Annotated in this window: 15 protein-coding genes; 8 read left to right on the forward strand and 7 right to left on the reverse strand. The window is 59.9% G+C overall.

The window, feature by feature from the left end; translation table 11 throughout:
* Nucleotides 1–5 precede the first annotated feature (5 nt).
* The 4 genes from astB to astC are packed head-to-tail and all read right to left on the reverse strand — an operon-like array spanning nucleotide 6 to nucleotide 5,053.
* Nucleotides 6–1,331, reverse strand: coding sequence for an N-succinylarginine dihydrolase (gene astB / locus ACOTYH_RS01600; protein WP_023303517.1), 1,326 nt, complete (start codon nucleotides 1,329–1,331; stop codon nucleotides 6–8).
* Entirely contained in the window at nucleotides 1,318–2,805 is a 1,488-nt protein-coding gene (gene astD, locus ACOTYH_RS01605) for a succinylglutamate-semialdehyde dehydrogenase (protein ID WP_017384669.1), read from the reverse strand. The genes astB and astD overlap by 14 nt, the downstream gene beginning before the upstream one ends.
* Nucleotides 2,802–3,836: an arginine N-succinyltransferase gene (gene astA / locus ACOTYH_RS01610; protein ID WP_022650887.1), complete on the reverse strand. Its 1,035-nt coding sequence runs from the start codon at nucleotides 3,834–3,836 to the stop codon at nucleotides 2,802–2,804. The genes astD and astA overlap by 4 nt, the downstream gene beginning before the upstream one ends.
* A complete protein-coding gene (gene astC / locus ACOTYH_RS01615) occupies nucleotides 3,833–5,053 on the reverse strand; it encodes a succinylornithine/acetylornithine transaminase (protein ID WP_032104258.1) in 1,221 nt (406 codons plus the stop codon). Before astC ends, astA begins: the two co-directional genes overlap by 4 nt.
* Before the next feature lie 433 nt (nucleotides 5,054–5,486).
* On the opposite strand from astC, the gene xthA reads away from it, so the two are divergent.
* The 6 genes from xthA to ACOTYH_RS01645 all read left to right on the forward strand — a co-directional run bounded on the left by xthA (nucleotide 5,487) and on the right by ACOTYH_RS01645 (nucleotide 11,662).
* Nucleotides 5,487–6,293, forward strand: a complete 807-nt coding sequence (xthA, locus tag ACOTYH_RS01620; protein WP_015570756.1) for an exodeoxyribonuclease III — start codon at nucleotides 5,487–5,489, stop codon at nucleotides 6,291–6,293.
* Between the two features lie 6 nt (nucleotides 6,294–6,299).
* The gene (locus ACOTYH_RS01625; RefSeq protein ID WP_032670087.1) at nucleotides 6,300–6,983 is read left to right on the forward strand and encodes a TVP38/TMEM64 family protein; all 684 of its coding nucleotides are present in this window, start codon (nucleotides 6,300–6,302) and stop codon (nucleotides 6,981–6,983) included.
* 6 nt (nucleotides 6,984–6,989) lie between these two features.
* Nucleotides 6,990–8,159 (forward strand): ABC transporter substrate-binding protein, encoded by a 1,170-nt coding sequence (locus tag ACOTYH_RS01630; protein ID WP_421637520.1) that lies wholly within the window; start codon nucleotides 6,990–6,992, stop codon nucleotides 8,157–8,159.
* Nucleotides 8,132–9,661 (forward strand): ABC transporter permease subunit, encoded by a 1,530-nt coding sequence (locus ACOTYH_RS01635; RefSeq protein ID WP_032670088.1) that lies wholly within the window; start codon nucleotides 8,132–8,134, stop codon nucleotides 9,659–9,661. The genes ACOTYH_RS01630 and ACOTYH_RS01635 overlap by 28 nt, the downstream gene beginning before the upstream one ends.
* On the forward strand, nucleotides 9,661–10,281 hold the full coding sequence (locus ACOTYH_RS01640) for an ATP-binding cassette domain-containing protein (RefSeq protein WP_032670089.1): 621 nt from the start codon (nucleotides 9,661–9,663) through the stop codon (nucleotides 10,279–10,281). Before ACOTYH_RS01635 ends, ACOTYH_RS01640 begins: the two co-directional genes overlap by 1 nt.
* 73 nt (nucleotides 10,282–10,354) lie before the next feature.
* Complete coding sequence (locus ACOTYH_RS01645; protein WP_032670808.1) at nucleotides 10,355–11,662, forward strand: sulfurtransferase; 1,308 nt, start codon at nucleotides 10,355–10,357, stop codon at nucleotides 11,660–11,662.
* On the opposite strand, the gene ACOTYH_RS01650 is transcribed toward ACOTYH_RS01645, so the two are convergent.
* Together ACOTYH_RS01650 and ACOTYH_RS01655 are read right to left on the reverse strand one after the other, a co-directional pair.
* A complete protein-coding gene (locus ACOTYH_RS01650; RefSeq protein WP_017693605.1) occupies nucleotides 11,659–12,276 on the reverse strand; it encodes a CDP-alcohol phosphatidyltransferase family protein in 618 nt (205 codons plus the stop codon). The genes ACOTYH_RS01645 and ACOTYH_RS01650 overlap by 4 nt on opposite strands.
* Nucleotides 12,266–12,838, reverse strand: coding sequence for a carboxymuconolactone decarboxylase family protein (locus tag ACOTYH_RS01655; protein ID WP_017384678.1), 573 nt, complete (start codon nucleotides 12,836–12,838; stop codon nucleotides 12,266–12,268). Before ACOTYH_RS01655 ends, ACOTYH_RS01650 begins: the two co-directional genes overlap by 11 nt.
* Nucleotides 12,839–12,913: 75 nt before the next feature.
* Between ACOTYH_RS01655 and ACOTYH_RS01660 the strand changes: the two genes are divergently transcribed.
* Nucleotides 12,914–13,330 (forward strand): pyrimidine (deoxy)nucleoside triphosphate diphosphatase, encoded by a 417-nt coding sequence (locus tag ACOTYH_RS01660; protein WP_017384679.1) that lies wholly within the window; start codon nucleotides 12,914–12,916, stop codon nucleotides 13,328–13,330.
* Here the strand turns inward: ACOTYH_RS01660 and ACOTYH_RS01665 are convergent.
* Nucleotides 13,290–13,562 carry a YnjH family protein gene (locus ACOTYH_RS01665; RefSeq protein ID WP_003857857.1) on the reverse strand — a complete coding sequence of 91 codons (273 nt, stop codon included), beginning with the start codon at nucleotides 13,560–13,562 and terminating at the stop codon, nucleotides 13,290–13,292. The two genes, ACOTYH_RS01660 and ACOTYH_RS01665, sit on opposite strands and share 41 nt — an antisense overlap.
* Before the next feature lie 225 nt (nucleotides 13,563–13,787).
* Between ACOTYH_RS01665 and gdhA the strand changes: the two genes are divergently transcribed.
* Nucleotides 13,788–15,131 (forward strand): NADP-specific glutamate dehydrogenase, encoded by a 1,344-nt coding sequence (gene gdhA / locus ACOTYH_RS01670; RefSeq protein WP_017384680.1) that lies wholly within the window; start codon nucleotides 13,788–13,790, stop codon nucleotides 15,129–15,131.
* Nucleotides 15,132–15,167: the final 36 nt, after the last annotated feature.

Here is a 15,167-nt window from a genome sequence, read left to right on the forward strand (position 1 = left end):
TCTCCTTAGCGCTGGAACGGATAAACCGATCCCAGTTGCAGGATGGTCGATAATGCATCCAGCGCCTCGCGGCCTTCGCGCAGCAGCTGCGGATCAACCAGATCGGCCTGAACCAGACGGTCGCGATAATAGCGGTCCACCCAGTCATTGAGGGTATTGAACAGCGTGTCGTTCATCATCACCGCCGGATTCACGGCCTGCATCTCCTCCGGCGTTAACACCACGCGCAGTCGCAGGCACGCCGGTCCCCCGCCGTTGGCCATACTTTCCCGCAGATCAAACACGCGCAGTTCATCAATCGGGTTATCCGCCTGCACCAGTTCGCTGAGATAGCGCCAGACGCCCTGATGGTTGCGGGACTCCTGCGGCAGCACCAGCATCATGCTGCCATCATCCCGGCTCAGCAGCTGGCTGTTGAACAGATACGTTTCGACCGCATCCTGCACGCTTACCGCCTGCGTGGGCACCTGAATCGGCATAAATCCCGGCACCCGTTCGCGCAGCGTGGCCAGCAACTTTTCCTGATGGGCAAACGCCTGCTCGTGGCAGAACAGCACCTGACGGTTGGAAACGGCAATGACGTCGTTATGAAACACGCCCTGGTCGATCACCTGCGGATTTTGCTGGGCAAAAATCACCTGAGAAGGATTAACCTGGTTCAGCCGCGCAACCGCCTGGCTTGCGGCTAAGGTTTGTCTCGCCGGATAACGAACCGGCGCGGCGTGGCCGCCCTCTTCCCGCCCATAGATAAACAGCTGCAAACCCGGTTCGCCATAGTCGCCGCCCAGACGGTTGTGGTTTGCCGCCCCTTCATCGCCAAACATCGCGACCTGCGGCAGCGCCGAATGCACCTCGAAATGCGCTTCATGATTAAAAATGGCGCGCAGCACGCGCCCGGTGGTCTCCGCTTCGCTGGCGCGGTGGAATTTGTTGTTCAGGTTAGCCACGGTCAGATGCACTTTGCCGTCCAGCGTATCCGCCGACGGCGCAACGGTGGCGGCATTCGCCACCCACATCGAGGAGGCTGAACTGGCCGCCGAAAGCAGGTGTGGCGTCTGCGTGCCTGCTTTTTCCACCACCTGTTCATCCGTACCGCTGAACCCCAGCTGGCGCAGCACGGCCACGTTTGGTCGCTCCTGAGGCGGGATCACCGCCTGCGGGAAACCGGCATCGGACAGCGCCTTCATTTTCAACAGACCCTGCTTCGCCGCCAGCTTCGGGTTCGAGACCTGGAAACGGTGCTTCGTCGAGGCTTCATTACCGAACGACAGCCCGGCATAGTGGTGCGTCAGCCCCACGAGGCCGTCAAAGTTAACCTCACGCGCTTTCATGGGCGTCACCCTCTGTAAAATCCAGCCCTGGATTCAGCGTCTCCGGCAGCGTCAGCGCCGGGGTTTCCAGGCTTGCCATCGGCCACGCGCAGTAATCGGCGGCATACCAGGCGCTGGCGCGATGGTTGCCCGACGCCCCTACGCCACCAAACGGCGCGGTGCTCGCCGCACCGGTCAGCGGTTTGTTCCAGTTCACGATCCCGGCGCGCGCTTCCAGCAGCAGCTGTTCGAATTTCTCGCGATGCGGCGATATCAGGCCGCTCGACAGGCCGTAGCGGGTGTTGTTGGCCATTTCGATCGCCGACTCAAAATCGTCATAGCGCCAGACGCACAGCAGCGGGCCAAAGACCTCTTCATCCGGCACGTTGCTCGTCGCACTCATCTCAATAATCCCCGGCGTCAGCAGCGACGTGCCCGGCTGAACCAGCTTCGGCTCCAGCAGGGTTTTCGCCCCGCGCGCCACGTGCTCCTGCCACGCTTTCAGCACGTTCAGCGCCGCCTGCGCGGAGATCAGCCCGCCGATAAACGGCTGCGGCTCGGCATCCCATTTCGCGGGAACCAGACGCGCGCTCACCTCCACCAGACGCTTCAGGAACGCATCCCCCTGCGCGCCGCGCTTAACCAGCAGGCGGCGGGCGCAGGTACAGCGCTGTCCGGCGGTAATGAACGCCGACTGAATGGTCAGATGGACCGCGGCATCGATATCATCCGGATCTTCCACAATCAGCGGGTTGTTGCCGCCCATCTCCAGCGCCAGAATTTTTTCCGGCTGCCCCGCCAGCTGACGATGCAGCTGATAGCCCGTTCCGGCACTGCCGGTGAACAGCAGACCGTCAATGTCGCTCAGCGCACTCAGCGCCTGACCTGTTTCACGCCCGCCCTGCACCAGATTCACCACCCCCGGCGGCAGCCCCGCCTGCTCCCAGAGTTTTATGACTGCTTCTCCGGTTAAGGGGGTTAACTCACTCGGCTTGAAGATGACGGTATTCCCCGCCAGCAGCGCAGGCACAATGTGCCCGTTCGGCAGATGTCCGGGGAAGTTATACGGGCCAAACACCGCCAGCACCCCGTGCGGACGGTGGCGCAGCGTGGCGGCACCGTCTGGCATCTCGGTATGCTGCTCGCCGGTGCGGGTATGGTACGCCTTCACCGATATCGCGATTTTGTTGATCATCGCCGTGACTTCGGTTGTTGCCTCCCAGCGCGGCTTGCTGGTTTCGCAGGCAATGATGCGGGTCAGCTCGGCTTTATTGGCCTCCAGCAGCGCAGCAAATTTCTCAACCAGCGCCTGGCGCTCGGAGAATGGCCGTTTCGCCCATGCCGGAAACGCGCGCCGTGCAGCCTGGCAGGCCTGCTCAACCTGCCCGGCGCTGGCGTCGTTCCCCGACCAGAGCACCTCCTGGCCGACCGGGTTAGTTTTTGTCCGCGCGTCACCTTCGCCCGTTACCCAGTCACCGTTAATCCATAGAGTCATGCTGTTTTCTCCTCAGGGCAGAGTCGCACCAGGCGAACCGTGTCGCCAGCGTTACATTTCAGGGCATCCAGTTGCGCAGCCGTCAGTACCAGACGCTCGCATGATGGGTTGGTTCGCACCAGCATGGCGCGGAAGTTGGTGTAATTCTCGTTAGAGACCAGGCAGGCTGGCCACTCGCCCGGCGCGGGCTGGCCTTCTGAAACCTCAACCAGGCGGCTTTTACGGATGGCGCGAACGCGGTCAATGTCGCATTCCAGCGTCGGGCCGCCGTCGAAGATGTCGACGTAGTTACGGTAGCGAAATCCCTCTTTCTCCAGCACTGCGCGGGCCGGGGCGGTTTGCGGGTGAACTTCGCCGATCACCGCCTGCGCTTCAGGGGTTAAGAAATGGGTATAAATAGGATGCTTCGGCATCAGCTCGGCGATAAACGCCTTCTGACCGGTACCGCACAGGTAATCCGCCCGGCTAAATTCCATGGAGAAGAAGCGTTCGCCCAGACTCTCCCAGAACGGCGAGTAGCCCGTCTCATCAATCACGCCGCGCATCTCCGCGACCACTTTTTCGTTGAAGCGGTCGCGAAAGGCGGCCATAAACATAAAGCGCGATTTGGAGAGCAGATAACCGTTGCCCTCTTTGCGCCAGTCCGGATCGAGAAACAGGGTGCAGAGTTCGCTGGCGCCGGTATGGTCATTACAGAGGAAGAGCGTCGGCAGCGCGTTGTAAACGTTCAGCTCTTTCGAGGCGTGGACCATCGTGCCGACGCGGTAGTTGTACCACGGATCGTTAAGCCCGACGGCCACCTCGATGGCGCAAATCCCCGCCACGGTTCCCGTGTCGGTATCTTCCAGCACGAACACATAGCCCTGTTCGCTTTTTGGCAACGTCCCCTGCCAGGTTTGCAGGGCGCGCTCAATGCGCGCCGACAGCGTTTTTTCATCGGCAGGCAGCGAGGTTAGCCCGCCCCCTGTCTTACCGGCAAGCTGCATAAGCCCGGCGAGATCGCCGTGCGCAACGGGACGGATGACCATCATGATGACACCCCGGACTTCACCTGTTCGCAGGCCAGCGCAAAACGATCTAACCCGGTTCTGACCTCTTCCTCGCTGACGATCAGCGCAGGGGCAAACCGCACCACGTTAGCACCGGCAATCAGCACCATTACGCCCTGCTTTGCCGCTTCCTGTGAAATCAGCTTCGCTTTGCCGGCAAACTCAGGGGCAAGCTCACAGCCTATTAACAGCCCCAGACCGCGGATCTCTTTGAACAAGCCGGTCTGGTTATTGATGGCAGTAAGGCGCTCAACAAACCACTGGTGACGCTGCTTCACGCCGTTCAGCACCTCAGGGGTATTGATGATATCCAGCACCTGTCCGGCGACAGCGGTTGCCAGCGGGTTGCCGCCGTATGTGGTGCCATGGGTGCCCACGGTCATCACGCTGGCGAATTTATCGGTGGTCAGCATCGCCCCCACCGGGAAACCGCCGCCGAGCGCTTTGGCTGTTGAGAGCACATCCGGGGTCACGCCATAGTGCATGTAGGCGTACAGCTCACCCGTGCGGCCCACGCCGGTCTGGACTTCGTCAAAAATCAGGACCGCGTTATGCCGATCGCACAGCTCGCGCAGCCCTTGCAGGAACGCTTTCTGGGCGGGCATGACGCCGCCTTCCCCCTGCATGGGCTCGACAATCACCGCACAGGTGGTGTCGTCAATCAGCTCGCTGGCAGAGTGTAAATCGTTATACGCCGCATGACGGATATCCGGCGGCAGCGGCGCAAAATCCTGAGAATATGAGGGCTGACCACCCGCACTGACGGTAAACAGCGTGCGGCCATGGAAGGCATTTTTAAAGGCTACGATGCCGCTCTTGTGCGCGCCGAATTTATCGTGCGCATATTTTCGCGCCAGCTTCAGCGCCGCTTCGTTCGCTTCCGCGCCGGAGTTACAGAAAAAGACTTTTTCTGCGAAGGTGGCGTCGATCAGCTTCTTCGCCAGACGCAATGCCGGTTCGTTGGTATAACCATTGCCGGTATGCCAGAATTTCGCCGCCTGGTCATTCAGCGCCTGCCGCAGCGCCGGGTTTGCATGCCCCAGCGCATTCACCGCAATCCCACCCGCAAAGTCGATATACTCTTTGCCCTGCTGATCCCACAGGCGAGAGCCTTCCCCACGTACCGGAATAAAAGCCGCCGGAGCGTATACCGGCATCATCCATTCATCGAAATTTTCACGCGTAACTGACAGAGACATAGCGACCTCACCCGGTAAATAAAAGGTTGTTTAAATGTTAAATAATTGAGTGTTTGCACTGTGAATGTAGATTGCAGCGTTCGTGCCAGCCAGCGATAAAAATGCATAAACGGGTTGGGGTAACAGAATATCAATGAGTTACAATATGGAGTTATTCACTGTTAATGCATAAATAGTGAATATTTTTACGACAAGCGGCGCTTTGCCGCATGAAAACAAGAAAGAGTATGCAGAGGCCAAATATAATTCTGGAATTGTGATCGCTCGCGAAATTTATCGGTCCTTTATGCCCTGTTCGAGGGCAAAACGCGCCGAAATGGTGCAAATATTGCACCGTCGACATTATCTGTCGCAGTAATTGGGCGAAGCGGATAACAGACGACGTAAATTCTGCTACCATCCTTGCACTATTCACCTTGCATTGGCAGCGACTATGAAATTTGTCTCTTTTAATATCAACGGCCTGCGTGCCCGCCCTCACCAGCTTGAAGCGATTGTTGAGCAACATCAGCCAGATGTGATCGGCTTGCAGGAGACAAAAGTTCACGACGATATGTTCCCGCTCGAAGAGGTAGCGAAGCTGGGCTATAACGTTTTTTACCACGGTCAGAAAGGCCACTACGGCGTTGCGCTGCTGACCAAAGATACGCCGGTGTCGGTGCGTCGTGGCTTCCCGGGTGACGATGAAGAGGCGCAACGCCGCATCATCATGGCGGAAATTCCTTCCGCGCTCGGCAATGTGACCGTCATCAACGGCTATTTCCCGCAGGGTGAAAGCCGCGATCATGAAACCAAATTCCCGGCCAAAGCGAAGTTTTATCAGGATCTGCAAAACTACCTGACAACCGAACTCAAAAAAGAAAACCCGGTGCTGATCATGGGCGACATGAATATCAGCCCGACGGATCTGGATATCGGTATTGGCGAAGAGAACCGTAAGCGCTGGCTGCGCACCGGCAAATGCTCTTTCCTGCCGGAGGAGCGCGAGTGGATGGAGCGCCTGCTGGGTTGGGGGCTGGTGGATACTTTCCGCACGGCTAACCCGGCGACGCAGGATCGCTTCTCGTGGTTTGACTATCGCTCTAAAGGCTTCGATGACAACCGGGGCCTGCGTATTGATCTGCTGCTGGCGAGCGCCCCCCTGGCCGAACGCTGCATCGAAACCGGTATCGACTATGACATCCGTAGTATGGAAAAGCCGTCCGACCATGCGCCGGTATGGGCAACGTTCAAGCTGTAAACTTCAGTGAATATTAAAAAAATCAGTCTCCTGTGCGCCCTTTTGGGCGCATTTGTTTTGACCGTTGTTTTGCTTCCTCCAGGCATACTCTCCCTCGACACGCTAAAAATGCACCAGCAAACGTTGCTCGATCGTGTGGAGCAGGCGCCTCTTCAGAGCGCGCTAGTCTATTTTGCGGTTTACGTTCTGCTCTCCGCGCTGTCGATCCCCGGAGCCGCGCTTCTGACGCTGCTCGGCGGGGCGCTTTTCAGCCTGTGGGAGGCGACGCTGTTGGTGTCATTTGCCTCGACGCTCGGCGCCACGCTTGCCATGCTCGTCAGCCGTTATCTGCTGCGCGACTGGGTGCAGCGGCGCTTTGCCGCACAGATGAGCACGATAGATGCGGGAATGGATCGCGACGGCGCGCGCTACCTTTTTGCCCTGCGCCTGATGCCGTTGTTCCCGTTCTTTCTGGTCAATTTGCTGATGGGGCTAACCCGTCTCAGGGTGCGTCACTACTGGTGGGTCAGCCAGCTTGCAATGCTACCTGCCACCGTCATTTATCTGAACGCCGGACGCGAGCTGGGGAAACTCACCGCGCTGCGCGATATTCTGTCGCCGGGACTGCTGTTCGCCTTTACACTATTAGGGTTATTACCGCTGGTCACTCGCTGGCTGTTTTCCCGTTACATCCCTTCGATTAAAAAGTGAGGCATTATGCGCCGGGTGCGTTTTTGCGCGTTTCTGACGAGTCTGCTGCTGGCAACCTCTGCCTTCGCCGCAGAGAGCTGGCAATCCATTCAGCAACAGGCCACCGGGCAGACCGTCTGGTTTAACGCCTGGGGCGATGACGAGGCCGTTAACCGCTACCTCGACTGGGTAAGCGGCGAGATGAAAACGCACTACGCCATCAACCTGAAGATCGTTCATCTGGCCGATGCCGCCGACGCGGTGAAGCGGATCCAGACGGAACATGCCGCAGGACGTAGCAGTAACGGGTCGGTGGATCTGCTCTGGGTAAACGGGGAAAACTTCCGCAACCTGAAAGCGGCAAACCTGCTGCTCACCGGCTGGGCGCAAACCCTGCCCAACTGGCGCTACGTCGATACCCGTAAACCGGTAACGGAAGATTTTGCCATCCCGACCGATGGGGCAGAATCCCCGTGGGGCGGCGCGCAATTAACCTTTATCGCCCGTAAAGCGAGTACGCCGACACCACCGGCAGATCCCCACGCGCTGCTGGTATACGCCCGGCAGCACCCTGGCAAGGTGAGCTATCCGCGACCGCCGGATTTTACCGGCACGGCGTTTCTTGAGCAGCTACTGCTGGCGCTGACCGCCCATCCGGAGGCGCTAAAAAACGCGCCAGACAGTACCTTTGCGCAGGTCACCGCACCGCTGTGGGATTACCTTGATACGCTGCACCCCCTGCTGTGGCGCGAAGGGAACGATTTTCCTCCGTCGCCTGCGCGCATGGATACGCTGCTGGCCAGCGGCAGCCTGAACCTGTCGCTCACCTTTAACCCCGCCCATGCGATGCAAAAGGTGGCGAGCGGTGAACTGCCTGCCGACAGCTACAGTTTCGGCTTTCTCAAAGGCATGATCGGCAACGTCCATTTTGTCGCCATCCCGGCAAACGCCAGCGCGAGCGCAGGTGCGAAAGTGGTGGCGAATTTCCTGCTGTCACCACAGGCGCAGATCCGCAAAGCTAATCCTGCCATCTGGGGTGACCCGAGCGTGCTGGATGGCGAAAAACTGCCTGCGAAAGCGGCAAAACAGCTTCGCGCCTTTACCCCCTCAGGCACGCCTGATGTACTTCCCGAACCGCACGCCGCCTGGGTTAACGCCCTGGAGCAGGAATGGCTTCGCCGCTACGGAACCCGCTAAGCGGGCTGGTCTGGGCGGCAATGGCGGTCATCTATCTGCCACTGCTTCCCGCCAGCGGCATGCTGCTGGCCCCGGCGTTTTCTCCCGGCAACTGGGCGACGCTGTTTGCCGACCCGCAGCTGCCGCAGGCGCTGGCCGCCACGCTGGTTTCCACGCTTATCGCGACGCTGGGCTCACTGTTTATCGCCCTGACCCTGCTTGCGCTTCTCTGGCCGGGTGAAGGCTGGCAGCGCCTGAGCACCCGTCTGCCGTGGCTGTTAGCCGTGCCGCACGTCGCCTTCGCCACCAGCGCGCTGCTGCTGTTTGCGGAAGGGGGGCAGTTTTACCGGATCTGTACGGTCTGTTCGCCGCAGCTTGACCGCTACGGTATCGGGCTTGGCCTGACGCTTGCGGTCAAAGAGAGCGCGTTCGTTCTGTGGGCAATCTACGCCGCGCTGCCTGAAAAGCGTCTCGCACAGCAGAAAATCGTCCTGCATACCTTCGGCTACGGACGAATGCAGGCGCTCAACTGGCTCGTCCTCCCGGCAATCGCCCCCGCGCTGGGCGCAGTCATGCTGGCGGTGCTGGCCTGGTCGCTTTCCGTGGTGGATGTGGCGATCGTGCTCGGGCCAGGCAACCCGCCTACGCTGGCGGTACTGGCCTGGCAGTGGCTCGCCCAGGGCGATGCACAACAGCAAACAAAGGGAACGCTGCTGTGTCTGGTGTTGCTCCTGCTGCTGGCGGCGCTTGCCGCGGTGGGATACGGCTTCTGGACGGCATGGCGGCGCGCCCAGCGTGACCCCTCCGGAGTTCGTCACGCTTCGCATACTGCGCTGCCCGCACGGACGCTGGGCGGGTTACTGCCGCTGTGCGGCGTGCTCTGTGCGCTGGTTCTGCTGATGCTGGCACGCCGGGACGACATCGGCCCCGTCAGCGACAGCCTTTCACTGGGGCTGCTGTCCAGCCTGACAGCGCTGGCCATCCTCATGCTCTGGCTTGAGTGGGGACCCCAGCGCGGCGCGGTGTGGGTCTGGCTGCCGCTCGCCCTCCCGGCGCTGCCCCTCGTGTCCGGGCAATATGCCGTGGCGCTGTGGCTGGGCATCGACGGCCAGTACGCTGCGGTGCTCTGGAGCCATATGCTCTGGGTTCTCCCGTGGATGCTCCTGGTGCTGCAACCGGCCTGGCGCAGGCTCGATCCCCGGCTTATCCTCACCGCCAGAACGCTGGGCTGGCGACAGGCGAAAATTTTCTGGTTGGTGAAATGCCCCCTGATGATTCGTCCGGCCCTGCTGGCCTTTGCCACCGGCTTTTCCGTGAGCATGGCCCAGTACATGCCGACCCTCTGGCTGGGAGCGGGACGTTTCACCACCCTGACGACGGAGGCGGTCGCCCTCAGCAGCGGCGGCAGCATTCCGATCCTCGCCAGCCGGGCGCTGGGTCTGTTGCTGTTGACCAGCAGCGTATTTGCCCTTGCCGCGCTGCTCTCCCGGCTCGTGGGCCGTCACAGACAAGGATTACGTTAATGCTGAACGTGAAAAATCTCACCATTGCGCCACTCTTCCGTGAGGTCAACTTCCGCGTCCCGGCGGGGGAGATTGTCACGCTGATGGGGCCCTCCGGGAGCGGGAAATCGACCCTTTTCGCCTGGATGGTGGGGGCGTTATCCGCTGATTTTAAGGCGCACGGCGAGATATGGCTGAACGATCGCCGCTGCGATATGCTCCCCGTGGAAACGCGCGGGATCGGCATTCTGTTTCAGGATGCCCTGCTGTTTGACGCCTTCAGCGTGGGGCAAAACCTGATGCTGGCGCTGCCGGCGCACATCGTCGGGCGCGCCCGCCGCAACGCGGTAGAACAGGCCCTGGACACTGCCGGGCTGGCAAACCACTACGCCAGCGATCCGGCGACCCTTTCCGGCGGCGAGCGCGCCCGGGTCAGCCTGTTGCGCGCTCTTCTCGCCCAGCCGCAGGCATTGCTGCTCGACGAGCCGTTCAGTCGACTGGATAAAACGCTGCGCGCCTCATTCCGGGCGTGGGTATTCGAGGTTACTCGCCAGCGCAGGATCCCGGTGGTGCTGGTCACGCATGATGAGGACGATATTCCGCCCGGCGGCGAGGTGATTGAGATTTCTCGCTGGCAATAATGTGCTAACGCAATGTTTTTGGCTTCAGGAGAGACGACAATGCCCCCCTCTTTTAATGACGTCAGGTTTTTCGATGAAACGTGTTTCTCAACTGACCGCGCTGGCCCTGATCTGCGGCCTCGCCTCACTCTCCTCCACGGCGGCTGATATGCCCCACTCCCTCACGCTGGACCAGCTCCAGGCGCAAAACGGCGCGGTAATTGATACGCGCGTCAGTGCGTTCTATAACGGCTGGCCGCAGACCCTGAGCGGAACGTCCGGGCATGAACCCGCCGCGCTTAATCTCTCTGCCAGCTGGCTTGGGGCAATGAGCGATGAACAGCTCAGCGGCTGGGCAAAACAACATCGGCTTACGCCAGACATGCCGGTTGCGCTCTATGGCAACGATGATGACAACCAGACCGTCAAAACGCGGCTGGAGAAAGCGGGCTTTACCCACGTCTCCACCCTGAGCGATGCCCTGCAACAATCCGACCGTCTGCAACGTCTGGCGCATTTCGAACAGCTGGTTTATCCGCAGTGGATCCGCCAGTTGCAGCAGGGCAAACCCGTTACCGCCGCACCAGCCGGAGAGTGGAAGGTGATCGAGGCTGGCTGGGGTGCGCCGAAGCTTTATCTCCTGAGCCACATTCCCGGTGCGGGCTATATCGACACCAATGAAGTGGAAAGCGAACCGCTGTGGAATAAGGTTTCTGACGAAAAGCTGAAAGCGATGCTGGCGAAGCACGGGATCCGTCACGATACCACCGTCATTCTGTACGGTCGCGACGTGTATGCCGCCGCGCGCGTGGCGCAGATCATGCTCTACGCGGGCGTGAAGGATGTGCGAATTCTGGATGGCGGCTGGAAGGCGTGGTCCGACGCCAGCCTGCCCGTTGAGCGCGGAACGCCTGCAAAGGTGAAGCCAGCCCCTGATTTTGGCGCGCCGATCCCGGGCCAGCCCCGGCTGATGGTGGATATGGAGCAGGCCCGGGGAATGCTGCACCGTCAGGACGCCTCGCTGGTGAGCATTCGTTCCTGGCCAGAGTTTATCGGTGAAACCAGCGGCTACAGCTATATCAAGCCAAAAGGTGAGATTGCCGGTGCGCGCTGGGGCCATGCGGGCAGCGACGCGACCCACATGGAAGATTTCCACAATCCGGATGGCACCATGCGCAGCGCCGATGATATTGCCGCCATGTGGAAAACGTGGAATATCCTGCCGGAGCAGCACGTTGCGTTTTACTGTGGTACCGGCTGGCGCGCGTCTGAAGCCTTTATGTACGCCCGCGCCATGGGCTGGCAGAACGTTGCCGTCTACGACGGCGGCTGGTACGAATGGAGCAGCCATCCGCAGAACCCGGTCTCCACCGGGGAGCGCGGACCGGAGAGCGCACGCTAGCGGGGAAGTGATTTCAGCGTGATGTAACCGCTCCAGATGCGCGTTGTGGTGGTCAGCCAGCACAACGCGCCAAATGTCCAGGCAAACAGCGCGAAATGCGCCGGAAACAGGCAGCACAGCACAAACAGCGCGATGGTCTCCGTTCCTTCCGTTAATCCTCCAATGTAATAAAGCGACTTGTGCGCATAGCCGGGATTGTCGATATCATGCTTCCCCGCCAGCGCGGCAAAGGCCAGGAAGCTGCTGCCCGTCCCCATAAACGCGAACAGCAGCCAGGCGGCGGCGATCGCGTTATCAGCCGGAGCGGCCAGCGCAAAGCCAAACGGCACCAGGGCGTAGAACAGGAAGTCGAGGGCGATATCAAGAAATCCTCCCGCGTCCGTCAGGCCACGGCGACGCGCCAGCGCGCCGTCCAGACCATCCAGCAGCCGGTTCAGCACAATGGCGATCAGCGCCGCCGGATACCAGCCCAGCGCCAGAAACGGTAACGCCAGCACGCCAATCGCAAACCCGGCGAGCGTTAAGCCATCAGGCGTGATAAACGGTTTATCCAGCGTGGCGGCCAGCTGATTTAACCCGGGTTTCAGTCGGGGGTGCAGATGTTTATCCAGCATGCGGTTTACCTTTAAACGTGGCGCACAGCCCCTGAGCCGGGATATCCAGCGCGGCGTTAAAGCGGGCGGAAAGATTCTGAAAGGCAATCAGAGCCGTCATTTCGGTGATGGTCTCTTCCGTAAAGTGGCGCTTCAGCAGACTTTTGATATTTTCATCCACCTGAGGTGGCGTGGCGGTGACCGCTTCCGCATAGGCCAGCGCCGCGCGCTCCTCTTCGCTGAACAGGGTGGAATTTTGCCAGTCGCTGACGGCCTGCACTTTATCCAGCGCCCCGCTCCGCTCGGCCAGACGCAGGCTGTTGGCATCAATACAAAATGCGCAGTGGCAGATCTGCGAGACCCGCGTCATTAGTAGCGATCGCAGAACCGGCGTCAAACGCGCCTTGCGCCGCTCCAGATAGCCGACAAACAGCGCCACCAGCCAGAAAAGACGCGGCATGCGCCCCCACCAGCGCGTGGGGTTCAGCACCGCGCCGAAGTGTTTTTTCTGCATGGCGGCGATGGGGCTGAGGCTGACGGGAAGGGTTTCCATGGGCGCAACCCAGGCGGATGTCTCTTTCACCTGATTCTCCTGATGACTGGACTCTTTGGAAGGGCACGATAATATGTCGTTTTTCGCTATTAATTATTGACGAACATGCTGAAAACACTCGATGTGGTTGCGGCCATCCTCGAAAAAGAGGGCAAGATTTTGCTGGCGCAGCGTCCCGAACATGCCGATCAGCCAGGAATGTGGGAATTTGCAGGCGGGAAGGTTGAAGCCGGTGAGACCCAGCCGGAAGCGCTGATCCGCGAACTGCGCGAAGAACTCGGCATTGAAGCCGTGCCCGCGCGGTATGTGGCAAGCCACCAGCGGGAGGTGTCGCAGCGGCTGATTCACCTCCACGCCTGGCATGTGCCTGAATTTAGCGGTCAGCTGAAGGCGCATTATCACTCGGCGCTGGTATGGTGCACGCCAGAAGACGCGTTCACGTATGCTTTAGCCCCGGCGGATATACCGCTGCTGGAAGCGTTTATTCTTTTACGCGACGCCAGACCAGCGGATTTGTACTGAGGGTGCGTTCATCACGCTGGCACTGCAACAGCACGCCATCTGCCCTGACTACTGCGCCTTCGGAATAGTTTTGATCCTGATAGATACAGCACTGATTACACGGCTGCGCACGCTGGCCGCCAGCGCTAAAAACCTCTGGCGGCACGTTGACCTCGACATCCGGGCGAATGCGGTCAGCCTGTGCCCCGGCGGACACCATCAAACATAACGCGGCCATTGCGTAACGGTTCATAGACTTTATTTCCTTTGCATCGTTTATATCTATAACGGTCGATCCGGACGGGATCTTTAATTTATCTCGTCATCGCTTTTGGTTATGACGCGCGCCCTGTCATTAATTTCCCTTGCGGCATAAATTTCTGCTTGCCTCTCAAAGCGGTGCGGGTGGTATAGTCAAAAAAACGACACAAAACATCTACGCCACACGCATAAATTATTATAAGAGGTTCTTATATCTATGGATCAGACACGCTCTCTGGAAAGCTTTCTTGCCCATGTTCAGCAGCGCGACCCGCACCAAAGCGAGTTTGCCCAGGCCGTTCGTGAAGTCATGACCACCCTGTGGCCCTTCCTTGAGGAAAATCCGCGTTACCGTCAGATGGCGCTGCTTGAACGTCTGGTAGAGCCGGAGCGCGTCATCCAGTTCCGCGTGGCGTGGGTGGACGACCGCAATCAGGTGCAGGTCAACCGCGCGTGGCGCGTGCAGTTTAACTCCGCCATTGGGCCGTTTAAGGGCGGGATGCGCTTCCACCCCTCGGTGAACCTGTCGATTCTGAAATTCCTCGGCTTCGAGCAGACCTTTAAAAATGCGCTCACTACCCTGCCGATGGGCGGCGGTAAAGGCGGGAGTGATTTCGATCCGAAAGGCAAGAGCGAAGGCGAAGTGATGCGCTTCTGCCAGGCGCTGGTCACTGAGCTCTATCGCCACCTTGGGCCGGACACCGACGTTCCTGCCGGGGATATCGGCGTGGGGGGGCGTGAAGTGGGCTTTATGGCCGGGATGATGAAAAAGCTCTCCAACAACAGCGCCTGCGTCTTTACCGGCAAAGGTCTGTCGTTTGGCGGTAGCCTGATTCGCCCGGAAGCGACGGGTTATGGTCTGGTCTATTTCACCGAAGCGATGCTTAAGCGTCACGGGCTGAGCTTCGAGGGGATGCGCGTGGCGGTCTCCGGCTCCGGCAACGTGGCGCAGTACGCTATCGAGAAAGCGATGGCGTTTGGCGCGCGCGTGGTGACCGCCTCCGATTCCAGCGGTACCGTGGTGGATGAAGCTGGCTTTACGGCAGAAAAACTGGCGCGTATGTGCGAAATCAAAGCCAGCCGTGACGGTCGGGTAGCGGATTATGCCCGTGAATTTGGCCTGACCTATCTGGAAGGTAAACAGCCGTGGGGCGTGCCGGTGGATATCGCCCTGCCGTGCGCGACGCAAAACGAACTGGACGTGGATGCCGCCCGGACGCTGATTAGCAATGGCGTGAAAGCGGTAGCGGAAGGGGCAAATATGCCCACCACCATTGAAGCGACCGACCTGTTCCTGGATGCGGGCGTACTGTTTGCGCCAGGCAAGGCGGCGAACGCTGGCGGCGTGGCAACATCCGGTCTGGAAATGGCGCAAAACGCCGCGAGAATGGGCTGGAAGGCAGAGAAAGTGGATGCCCGTCTGCACCACATCATGCTCGATATTCATCACGCCTGCGTGGAGTACGGCGGCGAGGCTTCGCAAACTAACTACGTGCGCGGGGCGAATATCGCCGGGTTCGTGAAGGTGGCCGATGCGATGATCGGACAGGGTGTGATTTAGTTTCGCTGCATTCTCGCCCTTGTAGGCCCGGTAAGC

Source organism: Enterobacter cloacae complex sp. SHL001 (assembly GCF_049236825.1).
Classification (GTDB): domain Bacteria; phylum Pseudomonadota; class Gammaproteobacteria; order Enterobacterales; family Enterobacteriaceae; genus Enterobacter; species Enterobacter hormaechei_C.

Coding starts and splice junctions, on each gene's coding strand:
- astC (WP_032104258.1), bottom strand. CDS start 5,053: ATGTCTCTGTCAGTTACGCGTGAAAATTTCGATGAATGGATGATGCCG.
- ACOTYH_RS01645 (WP_032670808.1), top strand. CDS start 10,355: ATGAAACGTGTTTCTCAACTGACCGCGCTGGCCCTGATCTGCGGCCTC.
- ACOTYH_RS01630 (WP_421637520.1), top strand. CDS start 6,990: ATGCGCCGGGTGCGTTTTTGCGCGTTTCTGACGAGTCTGCTGCTGGCA.
- astD (WP_017384669.1), bottom strand. CDS start 2,805: ATGACTCTATGGATTAACGGTGACTGGGTAACGGGCGAAGGTGACGCG.
- ACOTYH_RS01660 (WP_017384679.1), top strand. CDS start 12,914: ATGCTGAAAACACTCGATGTGGTTGCGGCCATCCTCGAAAAAGAGGGC.
- xthA (WP_015570756.1), top strand. CDS start 5,487: ATGAAATTTGTCTCTTTTAATATCAACGGCCTGCGTGCCCGCCCTCAC.
- ACOTYH_RS01635 (WP_032670088.1), top strand. CDS start 8,132: ATGGCTTCGCCGCTACGGAACCCGCTAAGCGGGCTGGTCTGGGCGGCA.
- ACOTYH_RS01650 (WP_017693605.1), bottom strand. CDS start 12,276: ATGCTGGATAAACATCTGCACCCCCGACTGAAACCCGGGTTAAATCAG.
- ACOTYH_RS01665 (WP_003857857.1), bottom strand. CDS start 13,562: ATGAACCGTTACGCAATGGCCGCGTTATGTTTGATGGTGTCCGCCGGG.
- astB (WP_023303517.1), bottom strand. CDS start 1,331: ATGAAAGCGCGTGAGGTTAACTTTGACGGCCTCGTGGGGCTGACGCAC.
- ACOTYH_RS01640 (WP_032670089.1), top strand. CDS start 9,661: ATGCTGAACGTGAAAAATCTCACCATTGCGCCACTCTTCCGTGAGGTC.
- astA (WP_022650887.1), bottom strand. CDS start 3,836: ATGATGGTCATCCGTCCCGTTGCGCACGGCGATCTCGCCGGGCTTATG.
- gdhA (WP_017384680.1), top strand. CDS start 13,788: ATGGATCAGACACGCTCTCTGGAAAGCTTTCTTGCCCATGTTCAGCAG.